Below are 18,479 nucleotides of genomic sequence, written 5' to 3' on the forward strand. Positions count from 1 at the left end.
CTCGTGCCTTCGGCAGGCGCCTTGTGTGGCGAGCATGTCGCGCCTACGCACGACAGGAACTGACAGAAGCGCCCACACAGCGTAAATTCGAGTGCACTGCATCTTTCGCAGACAACCGTTGACGTTCAAAGGAAGCACATGGCCACCCGCAAAACCACCAAGAAAAAATCTGAGCTCGCCACCGCAGGCGCAAACCTGAAGACCGCCGTCAAGGAAGTGGGCACCGCCGTGTCGCACAAGATCAGCAGCATCGTGAAGTCTGCCGAGAAGCAGCTCGCGAAGGCACAAGCAGAGTTGTCCAAAGCGGGTGCGTCCGCCGAGAAGTCGGTCAAGGCCGCCGAGAAGAAGCTCGAAGCCACCAAGCGCAGCACCAGCAAGCGACTGGCTGCGCTGCAAGTTGGCGCCGAACGCAAAGCCAAGGCGCTGCAAAAGGCGGTTGAGAAAGAAGCCACTTTGCTGAAGAAGGCCGTCGCTGCGAAGACCAAGACGGCCGCGCCGAAGAAGGCTGCTGTGAAACCCGCGGCCAAAGGAGCCGCCGCCAAGAAGACCACGGCCAAAAAGCCTGCAGCCAAGAAGGCAGCTGCCAAGAAGGCCGGCAACTAAGGCGATCTGCCGATGGGCCGGTGCCTCGGCATCGGCCTGAATCCTGCTCAGCCTGCTTCGGCCGTTATCGCCAGCGCCGACGGGGTGCTGTGCAAGCTTCTCTCCGGCCTGTGCCGCTTTGGCAATGCGCTCGCCTCAACTTGAAGGCGGCGATTTCAAGCGACCGATCGCGTTGCTGGCTTGGAAACGCCCTTCAGCGTTTACCAGACGGCTCGCTCAGAGCGGGTCGCCCAGCAGCTTGGAGATGGCGGCGATGTTGGCCGGGCTGGGCACCTGTGGCTTCATCTCGTCTTCGGCGGCGGTCGCATTCTCGTGGGCCTGGATGGCTGCGACCATGGCGTACTGGTTGTCCCAGCTGAGGGTTTTGCCCGCTGGGCAGAGGTCGCGCAAGGTGCCGTACCAGTAGTAGCCATCCTTGCCGCCAAAGAGCTGGTCAATGCCACCCGCGTCGCCGGGGGAAAGACCCTGGGCAGCGAGGATGAGCTTGAGTTTCTGGTGGGAGATGGAGTAGCGCATGGAGTTCCTGTGAGGTGTTGTGCAGGTGTTCGCAGGAGCAGATTGTCCAGTGAATGGGTCGCCGGCTGCTGGGTGAAGAATCAGTTCCAGCCCGGGGCCTTGCGCAGCAGGAAGTTCATCGCTGGCTCGGTGGCCGCGCTGCCTTCGGCCGGGCGGCGCAGGCCGCGGATTTCGCGGCCGCAGTCGCCAGGCGCGCCTTCCCACACCGCGTCCATGCGCAGGCCATCAGCCGATTCGTCGAGGTTGAAGGCACCGCTGATCACATCGCCGGACACCAGCGCTTCGCGCTCAGCGCCGGGCGTGCTGCGCCTGAGGCTGCCCCGCACGCTGCCTGCGTACTCCGGATGGCGCTCGAACCGCACCACGCCGCGTGAGGCGGGCGCCTGAGCGGTGCCGTTTTCGGGCCACAGGCTGAGCTGCCACTCGCCGTAGAGCTGTGGGCTGATGAAGTCGCTCGCTGCGGTGCAGACGCCTGCAGGCGCCGTTGAGGAGGCGGGGGCGGAGCCTTGTGCGGCCGCCATGACGGCTGTCATCGCGAGCGGTAGCCACAGCAGGGGGAGGAACAGGTGACGCGCATTCATGGGGTTTCGGCCGCCTTGGCAGCGGCCTGTTCGGTGGCGCGCTGGGCAAATTCGGCGCGCAGCGCACGCAGCTTTTCGCGCGGATCTTCTTTCACCGTGGCCTGGTCCAGCGCCATCTCCTTGATGAAGCGGCTGGGCAGGCCTGCGACGGTGTCGCGGCCCTTTTTGCGGCGCTTGAGCCAGCTCACGGCCAGTGTGTAGCGCGCGCGGGTGATGCCCACGTACATCAGGCGGCGCTCTTCCTGCAGCCGCTGCGCCAGCGCCTCGGCGGGCAGGTCCATGGCGGCCTCATCCATCTTGAAGGGCAGCAGACCTTCGTTGACGCCGACCAGCGTCACGTGCGGCCACTCCAGCCCTTTGGCGGCGTGCAGGGTCGAGAGGGTGACCACGTTCTGGTCCTGCTCGCGTTCACTCAGCGTGGAGAGCAGCGCAATCGTCTGCACCACCTCCAGCAAGGACTTGCGTTCGGTTTCCATCTGCACACTCGCGCCATCTTCGATCTGGCCACCGCAGCGCCCGGCCACCCAGTCGCAGAAGTCGGTGACGTTGGTCCAGCGTGAAGCCGCGAGCTTTTCGCTTTCTTCGCTGTCGTACAGGTGTATTTCGTAGCCGATGTCGGTGAGCCAGTCGGTGAGGAAGCTGCGGGCCGCTTCGGCGCCCACGGTGTGGCGCGCGCGGTATTCGAGGTCGTTCACCGAGCGGCCAAATTCGTGCAGCGTGGTCACGGCGCGTGCCGGCAGTGCGGCGCTCAGCGAGTGGGCGAACAGCGCTTCGAACAGGCTGAGCTTGTACTGGGTGGCGAAGTTGCCGAGCTGCTGCAGCGTGGTGTGGCCGATGCCGCGCTTCGGTGTGGTGGCGGCGCGCAGAAAGGCCGGGTCGTCGTTGTTGTTGACCAAAAGGCGCAGCCAGGCGCAGAGGTCGCGGATCTCGGCGCGGTCGAAAAAGCTCTGGCCGCCCGAGACCTTGTAGGGAACCTGCGCGCGCCGAAGCGATTGCTCGAAGGCGCGCGCCATGTGGTTGGCGCGGTAGAGGATGGCGAAGTCGCGCCACTCCTTGTATTGTGAATTCGCGCGCAGGCTCTGGATGCGCGCGACCGCGCGATCGGCCTCGTGGTCCTCGTTGTCGGCGTCGACCACGCGCACCGGTTCACCTTCGCCCAGATCGCTCCACAGCGTCTTGGGGAACAGCTTGGGGTTGGGGCCGATCACCGCGTTGGCCGCGCGCAGGATGCCGCCGGTGGAGCGGTAGTTCTGCTCCAGCGTAATCACGCGCAGGTCAGGGTAGTCCTGCGGCAGCTTCTTGAGGTTGTCCAGCGTGGCGCCGCGCCAGCCGTAGATGGACTGGTCGTCGTCGCCCACGGCGGTGAAGCGGGCGCGCTCGCCCACCAGCAGTTTCAGCAACTCGTATTGCGTGGCGTTGGTGTCCTGGTACTCATCCACCAGCACATGGCCCATCTTTTGCTGCCAGCGATCGCGCACATCGGCGTGGTCGCGCAGCAGCTTGAGCGGCAGGCCGATCAGGTCGTCGAAGTCCACGCTCTGGTAGGCGGTGAGGCGCTCTTCATAGCGCGCCATGATGGTGGCGGTGGTGCGCTCGCTGTCGTCCTTGGCCTGGGCCAGGGCCAGGGCGGCGGTCATGCCTGCGCTCTTCCAGGCGCTGATGGCCCACTGCCAGGCGCGCGCGGTGTTGGCGTCGGTGGTGCCACCGCAGTCTTTCAAGAGGCTGGTGATGTCGTCGGTGTCGAGGATGCTGAAGTTTTTCTTCAGGCCCAGGGTGTCCCCGTCTTCGCGCAGCAGGCGCACGCCCAGTGCGTGAAAGGTGCAGATCAGCACCTTGCGCGCATCGCGCCCGACCAGCTGCTTGGCGCGTTCGCGCATCTCGGCCGCGGCCTTGTTGGTGAAGGTGATGGCGGCGATGCGGTCGGCCGCCAGGCCGGCCTGGATGAGACGGCCGATCTTGTGCGTGATCACGCGCGTCTTGCCCGAGCCTGCGCCCGCGAGCACGAGGCAGGGGCCGCCGAGGTGGTTCACGGCGTCTTGCTGGGCCTGGTTGAGACCGGGGCCGGTTGGGGCTGACATGGTGGGGAAAGGTGACCGAAGGGGGCGAAGCCGGCTCAGCAGCGGGCCGGTTGCCCGGAAGCAAACGCAGGGTTTTGATCATACCGGGCGGGCGAAAGCCGGCAGTGCCTGTGTCTGTCCTTGCAAAGAGGGTAAGCAGACGTTGCGAGGTCGTGATGGGGTTCACAAACGCCAACATTTGGGCCGGGCGACCTTGATTTTTGTCATGCGGTCCAGCCAGCCGGGCTCCTATCTTCAGCAGACAAGCGGTGCCCCTGCACCGCGATTTGAGGACGATGAATGAGAAGAGACCTGTTTTTGCGCTGCGCCGGGGCGGCGCTGGGAGGCCTGGTGATCGGGCCGGTGTTGAGTGGCTGTGGCGGAGGCGACGAGGAGCTGGCGGATGCGGCTTTGCCAGCCGACCGCACCGCGGTGACCACTGACCCTGCGACGAGTTCGGCGCCTGCGGTGCCCGAGGACCTGTCCGCCGAAGAGATCGCCGGCCTGCTGTTCATGCGCGAGGAAGAAAAGCTGGCGTACGACGTGTATGTCGCCCTGTTCAACCGTTGGGGTCACAACGTGTTCAACCAGATCGCCCAGAGCGAGGCACAGCACGCCGAGACCATGCGCCTGCTGGTGCTTGCCCATGGGCTGGTCGATCCGGCGGCCGGCAACCCTCCCGGCGTGTTCGTGAACACGGACCTCCAGGCGATGTACGACACCCTGGTGGCGCGCGGGCAGACCAGCCTGATCGACGCCCTCAAGGTGGGCTGCCTGATCGAGGAAAAGGACATCCAGGACATCAACGACAAAAAGGCCGAGGTGCTGGACGAGCCCGATATCGTGCAGGTCTACGACAACCTGCTCTGTGGTTCTCGCAACCACCTGCGCGCCTTCAACCGCACGCTGGTCAGCCAGGGCGGGGTGTACGTGCCCGAGGTGATCACCCAGGCCGAGTGGGACGCCATTGCAAATTCGCCCAACGAGACCTGTGGCGGATAAGCTGGGAGCCGGTATGCCGCTCAGAAGAAGCCGGGTTGTCCCTGGCTTCTTTGTTGGCGTGGCCTCATGCGAGCACCAGCCAGGCAGTGAGGCCGAAGCCCGCGTTGTAGAACGCGTGCACGCCCACCGCCGGCCATACGCTGCTGAACCGCTCACGCAGGTGGCCAAACACGAGTGAGGGCACGGCCACCGCCAGCGCCCAGGCCAGCGGTTGCGCGCGCAGGTGCAGGGCCACGAAGGCAACGGTGACCAGCGCGTTGGCGAGCGTCAGCGGTCCCAGACGCATCGGCCGCCCGCCGCGCTGCAACCAGACCAGCGCCTGGCCTTGCAGCAGACCGCGAAACACCAGCTCTTCCAGCAGCGGCTGCACCAGCACCAGTGACACCCAGGCCCACGCGCCAGGCGGCGCGCGCAGGTGCGGCCCCAACAGCAGGCCCAGTGCCAGCCAGACGGGCAGGGCGGCCATCATCGCCAGCGCCAGATGGGTATCCGGCGGCCAGGTGAACAGGGGCGGGTGCGGTCGGGTGACGCCCAAGGCCTCGGCCAGCGTGGGCGACGCGGGCGCGCTGGGCGGATAGCTCGGGTCTGGTGGTTGAGGAGAGGTCACAAAAGCGATCTTCCCATGTTGTCGTTGCCTTGCATCCCGAGGGCTTGCGTGGCCAGGGGCCGCTGAGCATTCGCCCAGAAAAAAGGCGCCGCCTGTTGCCATCGGCGCCTGCGGATCACCCTGCCTGCCGGAGCAGGCGGGGTTTGGCCAGTGCTTACTTCAGGACGCTGAGGCCGCCGGCTCCAGCCGCGACATAGACACGCCCGTTGTTGATGGCGGTTGCCGCTGCGCCACCGACCACGCCCTTGATCGCCATCACGGATGGTGCCGCCACGTTGCTCCAGTCGAGCTTGACCACACCGGCTGGGCCGTAGGCCACGTAGAACAGCAGCCTGGGCGAGGTCAGCGTGTAGGTCCTGCTGCCGTCGCTCAGCAACTGGTCGGCCGGGAAGTATTGCGACGTCATGTAGAGCGCGCCACCGTCCACGTCCGCATAGGGCGACGGCGTGGTCACCACACCCATGGCGTCCTGGACCTCGCCGTACTTCTGCAGCTTGAAGTAACCGGCAGCGGTCGGGCGACACTCAGCCACGCCACCCTGCTTGGCGCTCAGCTTCGTCACGTCTGTCACGGCCAAGCAAGCATCCGGTGCCTGACCGACGGGCACCACGGCCGGACGCTCCTCGGTGGCGGGACGGATCAGATCGGCCATGCGGTAGGCCACCAGACCAAAGCTGTCGTAGCTGAAGTAGGCAACGTTACCGACGATATGCACATCGACACTCTTGCCGTCGGCCGAGCCAAACGCATTGTCATCGTCGGACTTCACGGGCTCGAAGGTCTTGATCAGCTTGTCGATGCCGAGATCAGCAGGTTGACCGCTGGCCAGGAAGGCGGTCATGTCGACCACTGAGATGCCGTAGGCACCGGCGGCCACCACCGCGTAGGTCTTGCCCGTCATGGTGTCGTTCCACAGTTTCACCGTGGCTGCGCGACCCAGTGGGGGCTTGCCCTGGTTGCCTGCGCCGTCGGAGTCACCGAGGTTGGCGACCACGCTGGCGTCTGTGCCACCTGCTGCCGTGGTGTCGTAGATGGTCAGCCCGTTGTCACCGTCCGCCACGATGGCGTATTTGCCGTGGAAGGTCACGCCGTAGGCATGGTCCTGCCCTTCGACTCTGACCAGGCCAATGCTGCCGGCCTCGGTGTTGTGCTCGTAGATGCCACCCGCTGCGTCCAGGATGGCGGGAGAACCAACCTGCGCGCTGCCCCCCGTGACGGCCGACACATCCACTCGGCGCATGCCCAGGCTCTGGCTCATCACATAGGCCTTGTTCGGGTCGCTGCCGAAGCCCACCTTGAAGGCGTGGGGCGTGGGCTGCACGCCGGTTGGCGAAGTCGCGTACTCATCCTGCAAGGTATTGGCCACCAGTTTCAGGGTGTCGATCGGTGTGAAGCCATCGGCAATGGTCCACACGCTCACGCCGTGCGGGCCGTCGGCCAGGTACAGGTGGTTGCCCGAAACGGTCACGCCTTCAGCATGGCCGATGGCAATCGGCTGGGTCGCTGACCCGTCTTCTGCTGCGCCCACTTCGTTGGTGCTCACCAGGTTCACCGGCACATCGAAGCGGCTGGCCACCGCCGTTCCCGAGCTCTGGCCCAGGTCAATGAAGTCGATGAAACTCACGCCACCGGCTCCGGATGACTGCACTGCGTCAACCGTGCCTGCGCCCGCCGTGTTCATGGTGGGCATCAGGAAAAGCGAGCCGCCATGGCCGTTGATCTCCCCCGTCACCAGCCTGACGGGTGCCGTGTAGTTGTTGCCCGCAGCGGTCAGGAACTTGGGTAGCGATTCGTCGCCCACCGGAACGGGCGTCATGTCGTACGACGTGACGAACTCGTAGTCGGGCCAGAACACCTTGGTGTCCGTATCGTTGTCGAACGATGATGGGGGTGCCGGATTCTTCCAGGAGGTGGCTGGATCCTCGGCGCCGCTCACCACCACCAGACCCGCAAAGTGGTCGGTGTAGTAGGCCATGTAACCGCTGGCACCATCCGGCACCACGCGCACATCCATCACGCCGGCTTCCTTCAGCATGCCGGAGCCGAAGTGCGACAGGATGCCCTTCTTGTCCACGTTGATGGGTGGTTCGTCCGGGCCATGCGCCGGGGCTGCCGGCACATAGCCCGCGTACACAGGGGCGGCGGGCGCCGTGACATCCACAGCAACCAGACCTCCCAGCCCATAAGCGATGTAGGCCATGGTCTTGCCACCGATGACCTGCACGTCCATGGTGCGGGCGTTGTAGTAGTACTTGCCGTAGCGGTCGAACTCGGCCCAGGGATTCCAGCTCAGGCCGCCGGTGCTGCTCTTGTTGTCCAGTTCGGCCGCTGCTTGCAAGTAGGTCGGCATACCCTCAGCAAGATCAACCGCGTTGATGTCGATGGGGGTGAAGCCGCCAGCGACAGCGGTTCCCACCGTTGCGCCGGGACACGCGATCTTGCGCTGCGGATAACCAAACCAGTCTTCCTGAGCGTTGTTGGTGCAATCGGCGTACAGGTTGTAGGCACCCACTGCGGTCAGATCGACGGGATCGAAGATGCCCATGCCCAGGAAGCCCAGCGCCGCGTAAAGCCTGCCGTCCGCCATCCTCAGGCTCATGGGTCCGCCCCAAGGGTTTTCGCCCGCGTAGGTCAGCGTGTAGGCCTGTACCGTCGGGCTGTCGATGGTGAGCGCGCCGTCGCCGGTGGCACCGATCAGGTTGGCCAGGCTGGTCTTCTGGATGCCATAGGCCTCGTTGGCGATGAACAGCTGGTCGTCTGTGGTGTCGGGCGTGCCCCTGTCGTCCACCAGAAGGTCATTCACCACACCGTCGGTGTGTACCGTCTCGGGCTCGGAAAATTCGTTGCCTCCGCCGTCCACGGTGGTGAATGCGGGCGCCGTGTAGCCCACGCTCATGGTTCGCAGGTAGCTCATGGCCACAGGGTTGGTGATGTCCACCACCCCGATGCCCTTGTCACCCATGGACAGGAGCGCGTAGCTTGCCCCTGCGTAGTCTTTCACCACGGTGATGTGCTGGATGTAGCCAGGCACGGTGATTTCGGTTGTAGCGCCCTTGTTCATGCCGACGGGCGTTGCCGCAAAGCGGTTGGCCATGGTGTACAGCGTCCACTGGGTAGTGCCGTCGTCGTACAGCGCCACATCCTGCGTGCCACCCCCAATCTGAGCGGCCAGGGTGTCGATGTTGGCCTCGATGATGGTGACGGGTGTGGGCGTGGTCGACGACCCGCTTCCGCAGCCGCTCACGAGCAAAGCCACCGCGGCCGCCATCGCGATGCCAGCCTGAGCCATAGGTTGCATATGCCGCTTGAACCGCGCTGGGTTCGCGGCCTCATGGGGCTTGCTCAAGGGCAATTTGACGCTGACGGACATGGAAGTCTCCTGTAAAAACCGAACGGAAAACGCACTACCCAGTTCAGTATTTCTCTTCCATCGGCTGGCGCATTGACTGGCGTCAATCGGCTCCAGATTCGTGCTGGGCCTCTACACCGGGGAACCTGGTGCGCGTTGTTCTTTGGACGCACGGTCGCGACGGCGATGCAGTGCAAAGCCGCCGACCAAGAAAAAAACGCCGGGCGTTGCCGCGCGGCGTTTTGGAAAAAGTCCCGAGGCGCATGGGCCCCGGGGAATGGCAGGTTTCAGCTGTGGCGCGAGCGGCGGCGCAGTCCCCAGCCAGCAAGTCCCAGCGCGGCCAGCAGCGGCAGCATCGGGTCGATCGGCGGGTTGCCCGGGACGGCGGTGCAGCCACCACCCTGGTCAACCGTCGCAGGCGGCGTCACTGGCGGTGTCACCGGTGGAACCAGGGGTGCTGGTTCTGCAGCGAGGAAGGTCGGCGCCACCTGCGAGTCGGCCACCACCGGGATGATGCGGATGGTGAACGTCGATCGGGAGGTCATGGCGTCGTTGTCCAGGTCATCACCGACTTTCACGATGTAGTTGATACCCAGGTTCAGCACGTCTTCGATGTGAGACACCGCGTAGAGTGGGTCATTGCCCCAGGCCTCAAGCGTGGCCGCCGGGATGGGGGTGAACCCGCCGTCGTTGTTGCTCACCCACTGGCTGCCGTTCCACCAGGCTTGCAGCACCGCGTCGGTGTTTGGGTCGTTGTCGTCGTCGAAGAAGACACCGCTCGGCTGCCAGGTGCTGGGCAGCCAGTCGCCGAACAGGGTGGTGTAGTTGCTTGGCAAGACGGTGGTCGATTCGATCGTGTCGGAGTTGATCAGGTCGGGGCCACCAACGAACGGGTTGGGCGTGGTGCTGCATGGCGGGACTGCGCAGCTTTGCGTCACGTCGAATCCTGCCGTCCGCGTGTCGAAGAAGCCATTCGCGGGGAAGTTGGCGTCGATGGCGCCAAACAGTCCGTGGGAGAAGGTGGCCAGCCCGTCGCCGTCAAACAGGTCGGATCCGTTCGGTGCTCCCATGGATCCGGACGACCAGCCCTCGCCCCTGCCCAGTGAAATGTGCAGCTTGTCGGCGATACCCAGGGCACTGGCCGACTGAAAGCCGGTGCCCGTGCCGACGCCCACCACGATCCTGTACCCCTTGAGCCGCTTGCCGGTGTAGTTGTTGATCTTGCTGAACACTTGGTAAGGTGTGAGGCCGCCACCGTCGCTCACGTTGAACACCATGTCGATGGGCTTGTCGCTGGCAGCGCCGTCGGCCACTCCTTCCACCGTGGCAGGCTGCATCGCAATCTTGAACCGCTTGTGCGACTGAAAGCCGCTGGAGCAGATGACGGGCTCGGGTGCGGTGCTGTTGAGGTAGGCTCCAGGCCGCTGGTGCTGACGTCAAATCCCAGGTACGAAGAGTTGATCAGGCAGTTTTGCGGCTTGCCGTTCTTGGTCTGGGTGTCGCCGTTGACTGCCTTGATGCCGCTCGGCTCACCGACCGGCCAGACCTTGCCGGTGACCTTGGCCATGACGCTGCCCATCGCATCCTTCACCGAGCTGATGAAGCTCTCGCCGCTGGCCATGGCGGCGTAGGCGCCGGTCGACTTCTCGAACGAGCCGAAAGTGGTTGTGCCGTCGGCTCGAACCTGTTGCACGTCGACGTTGTCGAGGTTCCAGGCGCCGACGCAGGCTTCGGCTGCACCCGATGTGCCGCACGACCCTAGGAAGGTGGGTGCAACGGTGGGGTTGCTGTCGGCAATCACACCCGCCTGGGCGCTGGTTGCGAGCAACATGGCCGCGACCGCAAGGCTGACGGGGTTGGTTTTGCGGGAGAGTGGGGATGCATATTCCATGGGGCTGTTGTCCTGCTCAAAGAAAACGGAAATGAAGAAAAGGGCTCACTTCCCATGTGCGCAAATACCAGTTGGGGGTATGTGGGAACCCAGGCTGCGGTTGAGACATGTCAACTGCACTGCGCCATTGGGGTGACGTGATCCGATGCGGGGGAAGAAAAATGGCCACCGCCGAGGCAGTGGCCATTTCAGGTACTGGGGCAATGCGCCCCAGGCCATGGGGCATCAGCTGCGACGTGCGCGGCGCAGGCCCCAGCCGGCCAGGCCAAGTGCGGCCAGCAGCGGCAGCATCGGGTCGATCGGCGCGTTGCCCGAAGCGGTTGTGCAGCCACCACCACCGTCGGTGGTGCCAGGCGTGATGCCAGGCACGGTGCCATCGTCAACTTCCACGATGTCGGCGCTGCGGAAGGCCGCAGCGGAGCCCGTGGTGTTTTCGGTGTTGAAAGTGCCATAGACACGGCCGCCGTCGGGACGGGCCACCACTTGAGCCTCGAAGGCATAGTCTTCGTCGTCAAACAGGCTGCCGCGCTCGTTCGAGTACTCGACCGCCGGTATGAAGGTCTGGCCGCCATCCTTGCTCACCGTGAGGTAGATGCCAAGGTCATCGCCCCCGTTCGGGTCGAACGGCGACACGTTGGTCTGCGAGCCGTAGGCCACGAAGATCACGTTCTTGGCCTGACACAGCGTCGCATCCAGCGTCGTCGGATCTGCCGGGTTACCGGTTGGGCAGCCGACCGGCTGGCTTGGCGGTGTCCCGAAGAAGCGCGGCTCACGCACGTTGATGCGCGTGTCGGTGATGTTGGTGATGTTGTACGGCAAAGCCCAGCTACCGGTGCTGGTCGCAGGGTCAAACGTGTACTTGCGCACCCAGAAGTTGTAGTTGTCTTGCTGTGCCCACATCTTCACCAGGTCGTTGGTGTAGTTGTAGCCAATCCACAGCTCGTCACCCCGCAACACCCCGCGGTGGGCCAGGGCGTTTTCGGCGAAGTTCACTTCCGTGCCGTCGCCCAGGCCGCTGTCAGTCGCGGTCAGGAACGGCGCGCGGCTGCTGATGTTTTCTGGCAGCGCGTTGGCGAGACCAATGGCGGTGGTGTAGTCCGAAGTCGCGCAGTTGGGATCGACGGCTGGGACCATGTTGGTGCTGGCCAGCCCACCCATACCGCGGCGCACCACGATGTCGGACGGGCCGCCTTTGTCAAACAGGCCTTCCTTCCAGAAGATTGCAATGTTGACGCCACCGGGTGAAGCCACGCTGCCGTCCTGCGTCAGGAAACGCACGCGACGGGCATTTTTCAGCGGGTTGCTGATGACGCAGCCTGGTGTAGCGGCTGGGGGTGTGTTGTATGGGAAGTTCAGGTAACGAACAAACTTGCCTGAGTCCAGACCCTGCGAACCCTTGGTTTCCTCCCAGGCCAGCACCGAGGTCGGGCCCACCATGAAGATGTTGGGCCGCGAAGCACCCGCATTGCCTTTTTCGACCTCCTGACCCGCAGCCTTGCCGTCCAGATTGGTGCCGTCGGCGCCGAACACATTGGAGATCTGGCCGGTTAAGCCATACGTGCTGCCATCCCAGTTGTCGGTCACACGGTAAGCCTTGCTTCTGGCAGTACGGGGAGTACCTTCACCCGGCGCAAGGGTGATCACCCCGCCGGCCAGGTCCGCGTAGGTGTACCAGACATCGGTGCCGCCGGTGACGTTGGCGCCGGAAGCGCCATCACCCGGGCCGTCGGCGTCGCCAGGCTGCAGGCCTTCTGGATCCTCTTGCCACGAGATGTTGAAGCGACCCGTGGAGGTGGTCGAGTTGTAATTGCCACTGCTGGCATCTTGCTTGGCATCGCGCTCGCCGTTGCTCAATTGAACGGCTGAGCGCCATGTCACGCCGTTGTTGGTCGAGGCAGCCATCCAGGTGCAAGAAAACGGAATGATGCGGTTCTCGCGGTCCAGGTAGCGGATGGCGCGCTGGTTCGCATTGGGGAAGAAATTCGGGTCGGTGCCGTCCGCGACGGGCGCGTTGGCATCGCTCAAGTCATTGTCCGGGCAGTACTTGCTGGTCCAGGTCAGCACCATCACGGGACCGCTGGTCTTGATGTTGGGCTTGTCGATGTCACCATAGAAAGGGAGACGCCCGGTCACCGGATCGCCGCCTTGCCATGCGGTCTGAATACTGTATTTGTCAGCCGACTTCGAGACGTTGACAGCAGCGCTCCAGTCGCTGTCCACATCGCAGGTTTTGCGTGGTGTGGTTGTGGTGTCTGTCTCGGGCGTTGGGGTGCAGTAGCGAACGAAGATATCGCGTGCTTTGCGTTCTTCCTGCGCCTTGGTGTCATAGATTGTGGGCGCCGCGTCAAAGGTATCGCCATACGCCATGACCAAGTTGCCGTTGGAGCCAGCGCGCTGGATTTTGGGCTTGTGGCCGCTGCCACCCGTGCTGATGCTGATCTCGGGCTTGAGCTGGATCTGCGTGACGATCGCGGCGTAGGCCATGCCGGCCACCGCCACGGTACCCAGCAGAGCCAGCTTCTTGCGCTTGAATTTCATGAAATGCCTCCAGTCGATGAAAGGGAAACGTGCGGAGATAACTCCTACACGTACCAGTATCCAATCGTTACGGAAGGTGACCATTGACACAAATCAAGGCCGCAAAAAGCCAGAGTTCGAGGCCTACATCGGGGAACTGTTTCTGCGCGAAACGCGCGGCGATCGTGCAGCCGCGACAGCCCGCCTGGGGTCGGCGCGATCAAGCTGCGAGAATCCGCCGGTGCTCAACGTCCTCATCGTCACCTTCCCGTTCTTCGCGCTTGTGCTGGCGGGCTTCGTGGCGGCGCGCCGGCGCATGCTGCCGCTGGAGGCGATTCCGGGGCTGAACGGCTTTGTGCTGTTTTTCGCCCTGCCGGCCATGCTCTACCGCTTCGGCTCAACGACGCCGATCGCCGACCTGCTGGACGGTTCGGTGGCCGGCGTCTACCTGCTGTGTGCGCTGGTGATGGTGGCGTTCTGCATTGCGCTGACGATGAACGACCGCATCCGCTGGAAAGACGCCTCTCTGGGTGCGCTGGTGGCGGCGTTTCCCAACACCGGTTTCATGGGCGTGCCGCTGCTGGCCGCACTGCTTGGGCCGCAGAGCGTGGGTCCGGTGATCGTGCTCATCATGGTCGACATGATCGTCATCAGCTCGCTGTGCATCGCGCTCTCGCAGCTCGACAGCGACGGCAGCGAGGGCGAAGGCGGTACGCGCGCCATGCTGGTGGCTGGGCGCAAGGCGTTGCGTGGCGTGGTCAGCAACCCCATGCCCTGGGCCATCCTGCTGGGCGCGGCGGCCTCGGCGGCGCAGTTCACTTTGCCGGGGCCAGTGGAGAAAACCGTTTGGCTGCTGGCCGATTCCGCTTCGCCGGTGGCGCTGTTCACCATCGGCGCGGTCTTGGCGCGCTCGCAGATCCAGGCCAACCACCCCATGCCGCTCTCGGACTACCTGCCAGTGGCCCTGATGAAGCTGCTGCTGCACCCGCTGCTGGTGCTGGCCGTGGGTGTGGCGGCGATTCAGCTCGGGGTGCCGCTGGATCCGTTTGCGCTCACGGTGATGGTGCTGGTGGCGGCCCTGCCCAGCGCCAGCAACGTCTCGCTGCTGGCCGAGCGCCTGGGCGCGGACAACGGGCGCATCGCCCGCATCATCCTGGTGTCGACCGCCGCCGCGTTTTTCACCTTCTCGGGTGCAGTGGCGCTGCTGACCTGACACGCCGGCTTGGCCGCGGTGGGTGGGCCTGGCCTGATCAATCAATAATTGCTATTGATTGGATGATGTGAATCAAGTACTCATATCGACCGATGCTGCGTAGAGTCAATCCATCGCAACCAACACGACGCACCATGATCCATTCAACACCGCACCCGATCACCGGCCCGTCCTGGCTTGACCGCCTGGCTTGGCTGGCGCTGACCCACTGACACCCCGATCCACCCGTCATCATCCGCAGGAGATCCCCATGAGCACCCCATCCCCTTCCGAAGCGAAATGCCCCGTCATGCACGGTGCCCGCACCACCCACGGCACCCAGTCCAACCGCGACTGGTGGCCCAACCAGCTGAACCTGGGCATCCTGCACCAGCACGCCCCGGCGTCCAGCCCCATGGACGCTGGCTTTGACTACGCGGAAGCCTTCAAGCAGCTCGACTTCGCCGCCCTGAAGAAAGACATGGCCGCGCTCATGACCGACTCACAGGACTGGTGGCCGGCCGACTGGGGTCACTACGGTGGCCTGTTCATCCGCATGGCCTGGCACAGCGCCGGCACCTACCGCACAGCCGACGGCCGCGGCGGCGCCAGCACCGGCAACCAGCGCTTCGCCCCCATCAACAGCTGGCCCGACAACGGCAACCTCGACAAAGCGCGCCGCCTGCTGTGGCCCATCAAACAGAAATACGGCAACTCCATTTCCTGGGCCGACCTGTTCATCCTGGCCGGCAACGTGGCCATGGAGACCATGGGCTTCAAGACCTTTGGCTTCGGCGGCGGCCGCGCCGACATCTGGCAGCCTGAAGAAGACATCTACTGGGGTGCCGAAAAAGAATGGCTGGCCACCAGCGACAAGCCCAACAGCCGCTACAGCGGCGAACGCGTGCTGGAAAACCCGCTGGCGGCGGTGCAGATGGGCCTGATCTACGTGAACCCGGAAGGCCCGGACGGCAACCCCGACCCGGTGGCCTCGGGCCGCGACGTGCGCGAAACCTTCGCCCGCATGGCCATGAACGACGTTGAGACCGTGGCCCTGGTGGCCGGCGGCCACACCTTCGGCAAGGCGCACGGCGCAGGCGACCCCGCCAAGGTCGGCCCTGAGCCCGAGGCCGCTCCCATCGAGCAGATGGGCTTTGGCTGGATCAACACACACGGCAGCGGCAAGGGCGGTGACACCACCACCAGTGGCATCGAAGGCGCCTGGAAACCCAATCCCACCACCTGGGACATGGGCTACTTCAAGGTCTTGTTCAAGTACGAGTGGGAACTCGTCAAGAGCCCGGCCGGGGCTCACCAGTGGCTGGCCAAAGACGTGCAAGACGAAGACATGGTGGTGGATGCCCACGACCCGTCCAAAAAACACCGCCCGATGATGACCACGGCCGACCTCTCGCTGCGCTTCGACCCGGCTTACGAAAAGATCTCGCGCCACTTCGCCGCCAACCCCGACGAGTTTGCCGACGCCTATGCCCGCGCCTGGTTCAAGCTGACCCACCGCGACATGGGTCCCAAGAGCCTGTACCTCGGCCCGGAAGTGCCGGCTGAAGACCTGGTCTGGCAAGACCCGGTGCCCGCCGCCAACCACCCGCTGATCGATACCCGGGACGCCACCGCGCTCAAGGCGCAGGTGCTGGCCTCGGGGCTGTCGGTGAGTGAGCTGGTGTCCACTGCCTGGGCTTCGGCCTCTACCTTCCGCGGCTCGGACAAGCGCGGCGGCGCCAACGGCGCGCGCATCCGCCTGGCGCCCCAGAACAACTGGGAAGTCAACCAGCCGGCGCAACTGGCCAAGGTGCTGACCACGCTGGAAAGCATCCAGCAAGCCTTCAACAGCGCGCAAAAAGGCGGCAAGCAGGTGTCGTTGGCCGATCTGATCGTGCTCGCAGGCAACGCGGCGGTGGAAGCCGCGGCCAAGGCGGCGGGTCAGGCGCTGGAGCTGCCGTTCACGCCGGGCCGCACCGATGCGTCGCAAGCGCAGACCGATGTGGAATCCTTCGAGCCGCTGGAGCCACAGGCCGATGGCTTCCGCAACTTCCAGAAGAAAAACTACTCGGTACCACCTGAAGAAATGCTGCTCGACCGGGCGCAGTTGCTCACGCTGAGCGCGCCCGAGATGACGGTGCTCGTCGGTGGCCTGCGCGTGCTCGGCGCCAACGTGGGCGGCTCCAGGCATGGCGTGTTCACGCAGAAGCCCGGCGCCCTGACGAACGACTTCTTCGTCAATCTGGTCGACATGGGCACCACCTGGAAGCCCACCGGTGCGAACAGCTACGAAGGCAGCGACCGCAAGTCCGGCAAGGCGAAATGGACGGCGACCCGCGTCGACCTGGCGTTTGGTTCCAATTCGCAGCTGCGTGCATTGGCCGAGGTGTATGCGCAGAACGACGGCGCAGCCAAGTTCACCCGCGATTTCGCTGCCGCCTGGACCAAGGTGATGAACCTGGACCGCCTTGACCTGAAGTGATCTGAAGCCCAGCGCAAAAGAGCCCCGCAGGGCATGCCCTGCGGGGCTCTTTTCTTGGCAGGTGATCCAGGGAGGCTCAGCGCTTCTTCTCCAGCGCCTCTTCCTCCATCAGCAAATAGGTGTTGTAGGCGTTCATGCGGTTGGCAAAGCCGAACATGGGCGTGGCTTCGAACGCGCTCCAGTCGGTGGCCTTGTAGGCCTCTTCAAACGGCACGAAGTCTTGCACCGCCTGGCCCATGGTGGCACGCAGGTACTTGAGGTAGTCGCGCGTCATACCGATGTCTTTTTTCGGGTCGCGGGATGCCGGGCCGTGACCGGGCACCACAGAGGTGGCGTCGTGCTTGAGCATTTGATCAAGCGACAGAATCCACTGGCTGCTGTTGGCCTTGCCCACGAAGGGCAGGCGGCCGTTGAAGAACAGGTCGCCGGCGAACAGCACCTTCTCTTCGGCCACGAACACGGTGAGATCTTCTGGCGTGTGCGATGGACCGACGTGGTCGATCTCGAACACCCAGCCGCCGATCTTCATCGCTGTCGGTCCATCGATCCAGGTGTCGGCCTCGACCAGCCGTGTCTGCTCGTCGATCCATGGCGCGAGGTCGGTGCGTGAGGCCTGCAGCCGCAGGCGCGCGGTGTCGGACTGGATGTATTCCTTGGCCGCCGCGTGCGCGGTCACTTTGGCTCCCAGCTGCTTGAAGTGCTGCAGGCCGTAAATGTGGTCGGCGTGGTAGTGGGTGAGGATCACATCGGAGATCGGCAACGGGGTGAGCTTGCGGATCTCGGCGGTGAGCCGCTCGGCCAGTCGCGGGGAGCCCAGCGCGTCGATCACGACCACGCTTTGCGGCGTGATCACGAACCCGGCGTTGGAGATGAAGTTCTGATTTTTCGTCGAACCCAGCTGCGACAGGCCTTGTACGTAGTAGCTGTGCGGCCCGACCTGTTCCACCTTCATGGCCGGCTCCGGGTCAGCGGCGAGCGAGAGGCCGGCCGCGGCCCACAGCAGCAGGCCGAGGCTGGCGCGCTTGAAGAGTGAAGGGGCGGGATGAAGTGCCTGTGGCATGGGAGTCTCCTCTGGGGTCGTGAATCACCCTGCTTATATCGCAGTTCACTTATGTTTGGATGCGACGAGTGGCCTTTGCTGCGGCCAGGCAGGCCAGAGTCGTTGCCGCAAGAGGCCTTGAACCATGTCGATTTCAGCGCGCTGGTCCACGAATGACGCCACCCGCTGCGGTCTCTCGCGTGTGTGCCGCTGAGCCCCAGCAGCCTGCAGCACCCAGTTGGGGGCTTGCTGGGCCGCAGCGCCTGGCGGGCGCTGATGCTGGCCGAGCGCTCCCACCGCCCAATAGCTCGCCGCGATCGTGACCAGCATCAAGTCGAGCCACCCGGCCCAGCTCGGTGCGCTGCAGACCCAGCCCAGCCCGACGGGCCAGGCGGGACGGGGTCCGCCAGATGCTCACGCGATCGACCAGAAGCTGGAGCCAGGCTGGAGGGGCGGGTGTTCTGGGCGAGAGCGAAGCCGCCGATGCACAGCGGTTGCCGTGGTTGATCGCTGGCGAGGTGCACCTGCCCAACCCTGGATGGGCCAGCGCCTGGCTCGTTGCCGGCGTCGAGGCAATCGGCCTGCGGCCGATCAGCTTCGCCGTCGACTTCCGCCGCTTCGGGTTGAGCGGCCTCCTGCGGCT

At 64.6% G+C, this 18,479-nt stretch carries 13 protein-coding genes; 4 read left to right on the plus strand and 9 right to left on the minus strand.

Going from position 1 to position 18,479, the window contains the following annotated elements:
• Positions 1 to 138: 138 nt before the first annotated feature.
• Positions 139 to 603, plus strand: a complete 465-nt coding sequence (locus QUV25_RS17975; RefSeq protein ID WP_300866045.1) for a hypothetical protein — start codon at positions 139 to 141, stop codon at positions 601 to 603.
• Between the two features lie 216 nt (positions 604 to 819).
• Here the strand turns inward: QUV25_RS17975 and QUV25_RS17980 are convergent, their stop codons facing one another.
• The 3 genes from QUV25_RS17980 to QUV25_RS17990 all read right to left on the minus strand — a co-directional run bounded on the left by QUV25_RS17980 (position 820) and on the right by QUV25_RS17990 (position 3,778).
• A complete protein-coding gene (locus QUV25_RS17980) occupies positions 820 to 1,119 on the minus strand; it encodes a hypothetical protein (protein WP_300866047.1) in 300 nt (99 codons plus the stop codon).
• An 80-nt stretch (positions 1,120 to 1,199) separates the two neighbouring features.
• Complete coding sequence (locus tag QUV25_RS17985; RefSeq protein ID WP_300866049.1) at positions 1,200 to 1,700, minus strand: hypothetical protein; 501 nt, start codon at positions 1,698 to 1,700, stop codon at positions 1,200 to 1,202.
• The gene (locus QUV25_RS17990; protein ID WP_300866051.1) at positions 1,697 to 3,778 is read right to left on the minus strand and encodes an ATP-dependent helicase; all 2,082 of its coding nucleotides are present in this window, start codon (positions 3,776 to 3,778) and stop codon (positions 1,697 to 1,699) included. The genes QUV25_RS17985 and QUV25_RS17990 overlap by 4 nt, the downstream gene beginning before the upstream one ends.
• Positions 3,779 to 4,057: 279 nt before the next feature.
• Here QUV25_RS17990 and QUV25_RS17995 point away from each other — a divergent pair, with 279 nt between their 5' ends.
• Entirely contained in the window at positions 4,058 to 4,759 is a 702-nt protein-coding gene (locus QUV25_RS17995) for a DUF2202 domain-containing protein (protein WP_300866054.1), read from the plus strand.
• Between the two features lie 64 nt (positions 4,760 to 4,823).
• Here the strand turns inward: QUV25_RS17995 and mrtJ are convergent, their stop codons facing one another.
• The 5 genes from mrtJ to QUV25_RS18020 form a co-directional block, all read right to left on the minus strand.
• Positions 4,824 to 5,366, minus strand: a complete 543-nt coding sequence (mrtJ, locus tag QUV25_RS18000) for a JDVT-CTERM system glutamic-type intramembrane protease (RefSeq protein WP_300866056.1) — start codon at positions 5,364 to 5,366, stop codon at positions 4,824 to 4,826.
• Positions 5,367 to 5,520: 154 nt separating this feature from the next.
• Positions 5,521 to 8,736 (minus strand): hypothetical protein, encoded by a 3,216-nt coding sequence (locus QUV25_RS18005; protein ID WP_300866058.1) that lies wholly within the window; start codon positions 8,734 to 8,736, stop codon positions 5,521 to 5,523.
• Between the two features lie 266 nt (positions 8,737 to 9,002).
• Positions 9,003 to 10,052, minus strand: a complete 1,050-nt coding sequence (locus QUV25_RS18010) for a choice-of-anchor F family protein (protein ID WP_300866061.1) — start codon at positions 10,050 to 10,052, stop codon at positions 9,003 to 9,005.
• Entirely contained in the window at positions 9,977 to 10,606 is a 630-nt protein-coding gene (locus tag QUV25_RS18015) for a hypothetical protein (protein ID WP_300866062.1), read from the minus strand. Before QUV25_RS18015 ends, QUV25_RS18010 begins: the two co-directional genes overlap by 76 nt.
• Positions 10,607 to 10,831: 225 nt before the next feature.
• Complete coding sequence (locus QUV25_RS18020; RefSeq protein WP_300866064.1) at positions 10,832 to 13,144, minus strand: choice-of-anchor O protein; 2,313 nt, start codon at positions 13,142 to 13,144, stop codon at positions 10,832 to 10,834.
• A gap of 220 nt (positions 13,145 to 13,364) precedes the next feature.
• Between QUV25_RS18020 and QUV25_RS18025 the strand changes: the two genes are divergently transcribed.
• On the plus strand, positions 13,365 to 14,336 hold the full coding sequence (locus QUV25_RS18025; RefSeq protein ID WP_300866101.1) for an AEC family transporter: 972 nt from the start codon (positions 13,365 to 13,367) through the stop codon (positions 14,334 to 14,336).
• A gap of 250 nt (positions 14,337 to 14,586) precedes the next feature.
• Positions 14,587 to 16,797 (plus strand): catalase/peroxidase HPI, encoded by a 2,211-nt coding sequence (gene katG, locus QUV25_RS18030; RefSeq protein ID WP_300866067.1) that lies wholly within the window; start codon positions 14,587 to 14,589, stop codon positions 16,795 to 16,797.
• Between the two features lie 76 nt (positions 16,798 to 16,873).
• Here the strand turns inward: katG and QUV25_RS18035 are convergent, their stop codons facing one another.
• Complete coding sequence (locus QUV25_RS18035; protein ID WP_300866069.1) at positions 16,874 to 17,857, minus strand: MBL fold metallo-hydrolase; 984 nt, start codon at positions 17,855 to 17,857, stop codon at positions 16,874 to 16,876.
• Positions 17,858 to 18,479 lie beyond the last annotated feature (622 nt).

The organism is Hydrogenophaga sp. (genome assembly GCF_030373245.1).
Lineage (GTDB): Bacteria > Pseudomonadota > Gammaproteobacteria > Burkholderiales > Burkholderiaceae_C > Hydrogenophaga.

Coding starts and splice junctions, on each gene's coding strand:
- QUV25_RS17975 (WP_300866045.1), top strand. CDS start 139: ATGGCCACCCGCAAAACCACCAAGAAAAAATCTGAGCTCGCCACCGCA.
- QUV25_RS17980 (WP_300866047.1), bottom strand. CDS start 1,119: ATGCGCTACTCCATCTCCCACCAGAAACTCAAGCTCATCCTCGCTGCC.
- QUV25_RS17985 (WP_300866049.1), bottom strand. CDS start 1,700: ATGAATGCGCGTCACCTGTTCCTCCCCCTGCTGTGGCTACCGCTCGCG.
- QUV25_RS17990 (WP_300866051.1), bottom strand. CDS start 3,778: ATGTCAGCCCCAACCGGCCCCGGTCTCAACCAGGCCCAGCAAGACGCC.
- QUV25_RS17995 (WP_300866054.1), top strand. CDS start 4,058: ATGAGAAGAGACCTGTTTTTGCGCTGCGCCGGGGCGGCGCTGGGAGGC.
- QUV25_RS18005 (WP_300866058.1), bottom strand. CDS start 8,736: ATGTCCGTCAGCGTCAAATTGCCCTTGAGCAAGCCCCATGAGGCCGCG.
- QUV25_RS18010 (WP_300866061.1), bottom strand. CDS start 10,052: ATGCAGCCTGCCACGGTGGAAGGAGTGGCCGACGGCGCTGCCAGCGAC.
- QUV25_RS18015 (WP_300866062.1), bottom strand. CDS start 10,606: ATGGAATATGCATCCCCACTCTCCCGCAAAACCAACCCCGTCAGCCTT.
- QUV25_RS18020 (WP_300866064.1), bottom strand. CDS start 13,144: ATGAAATTCAAGCGCAAGAAGCTGGCTCTGCTGGGTACCGTGGCGGTG.
- katG (WP_300866067.1), top strand. CDS start 14,587: ATGAGCACCCCATCCCCTTCCGAAGCGAAATGCCCCGTCATGCACGGT.
- QUV25_RS18035 (WP_300866069.1), bottom strand. CDS start 17,857: ATGCCACAGGCACTTCATCCCGCCCCTTCACTCTTCAAGCGCGCCAGC.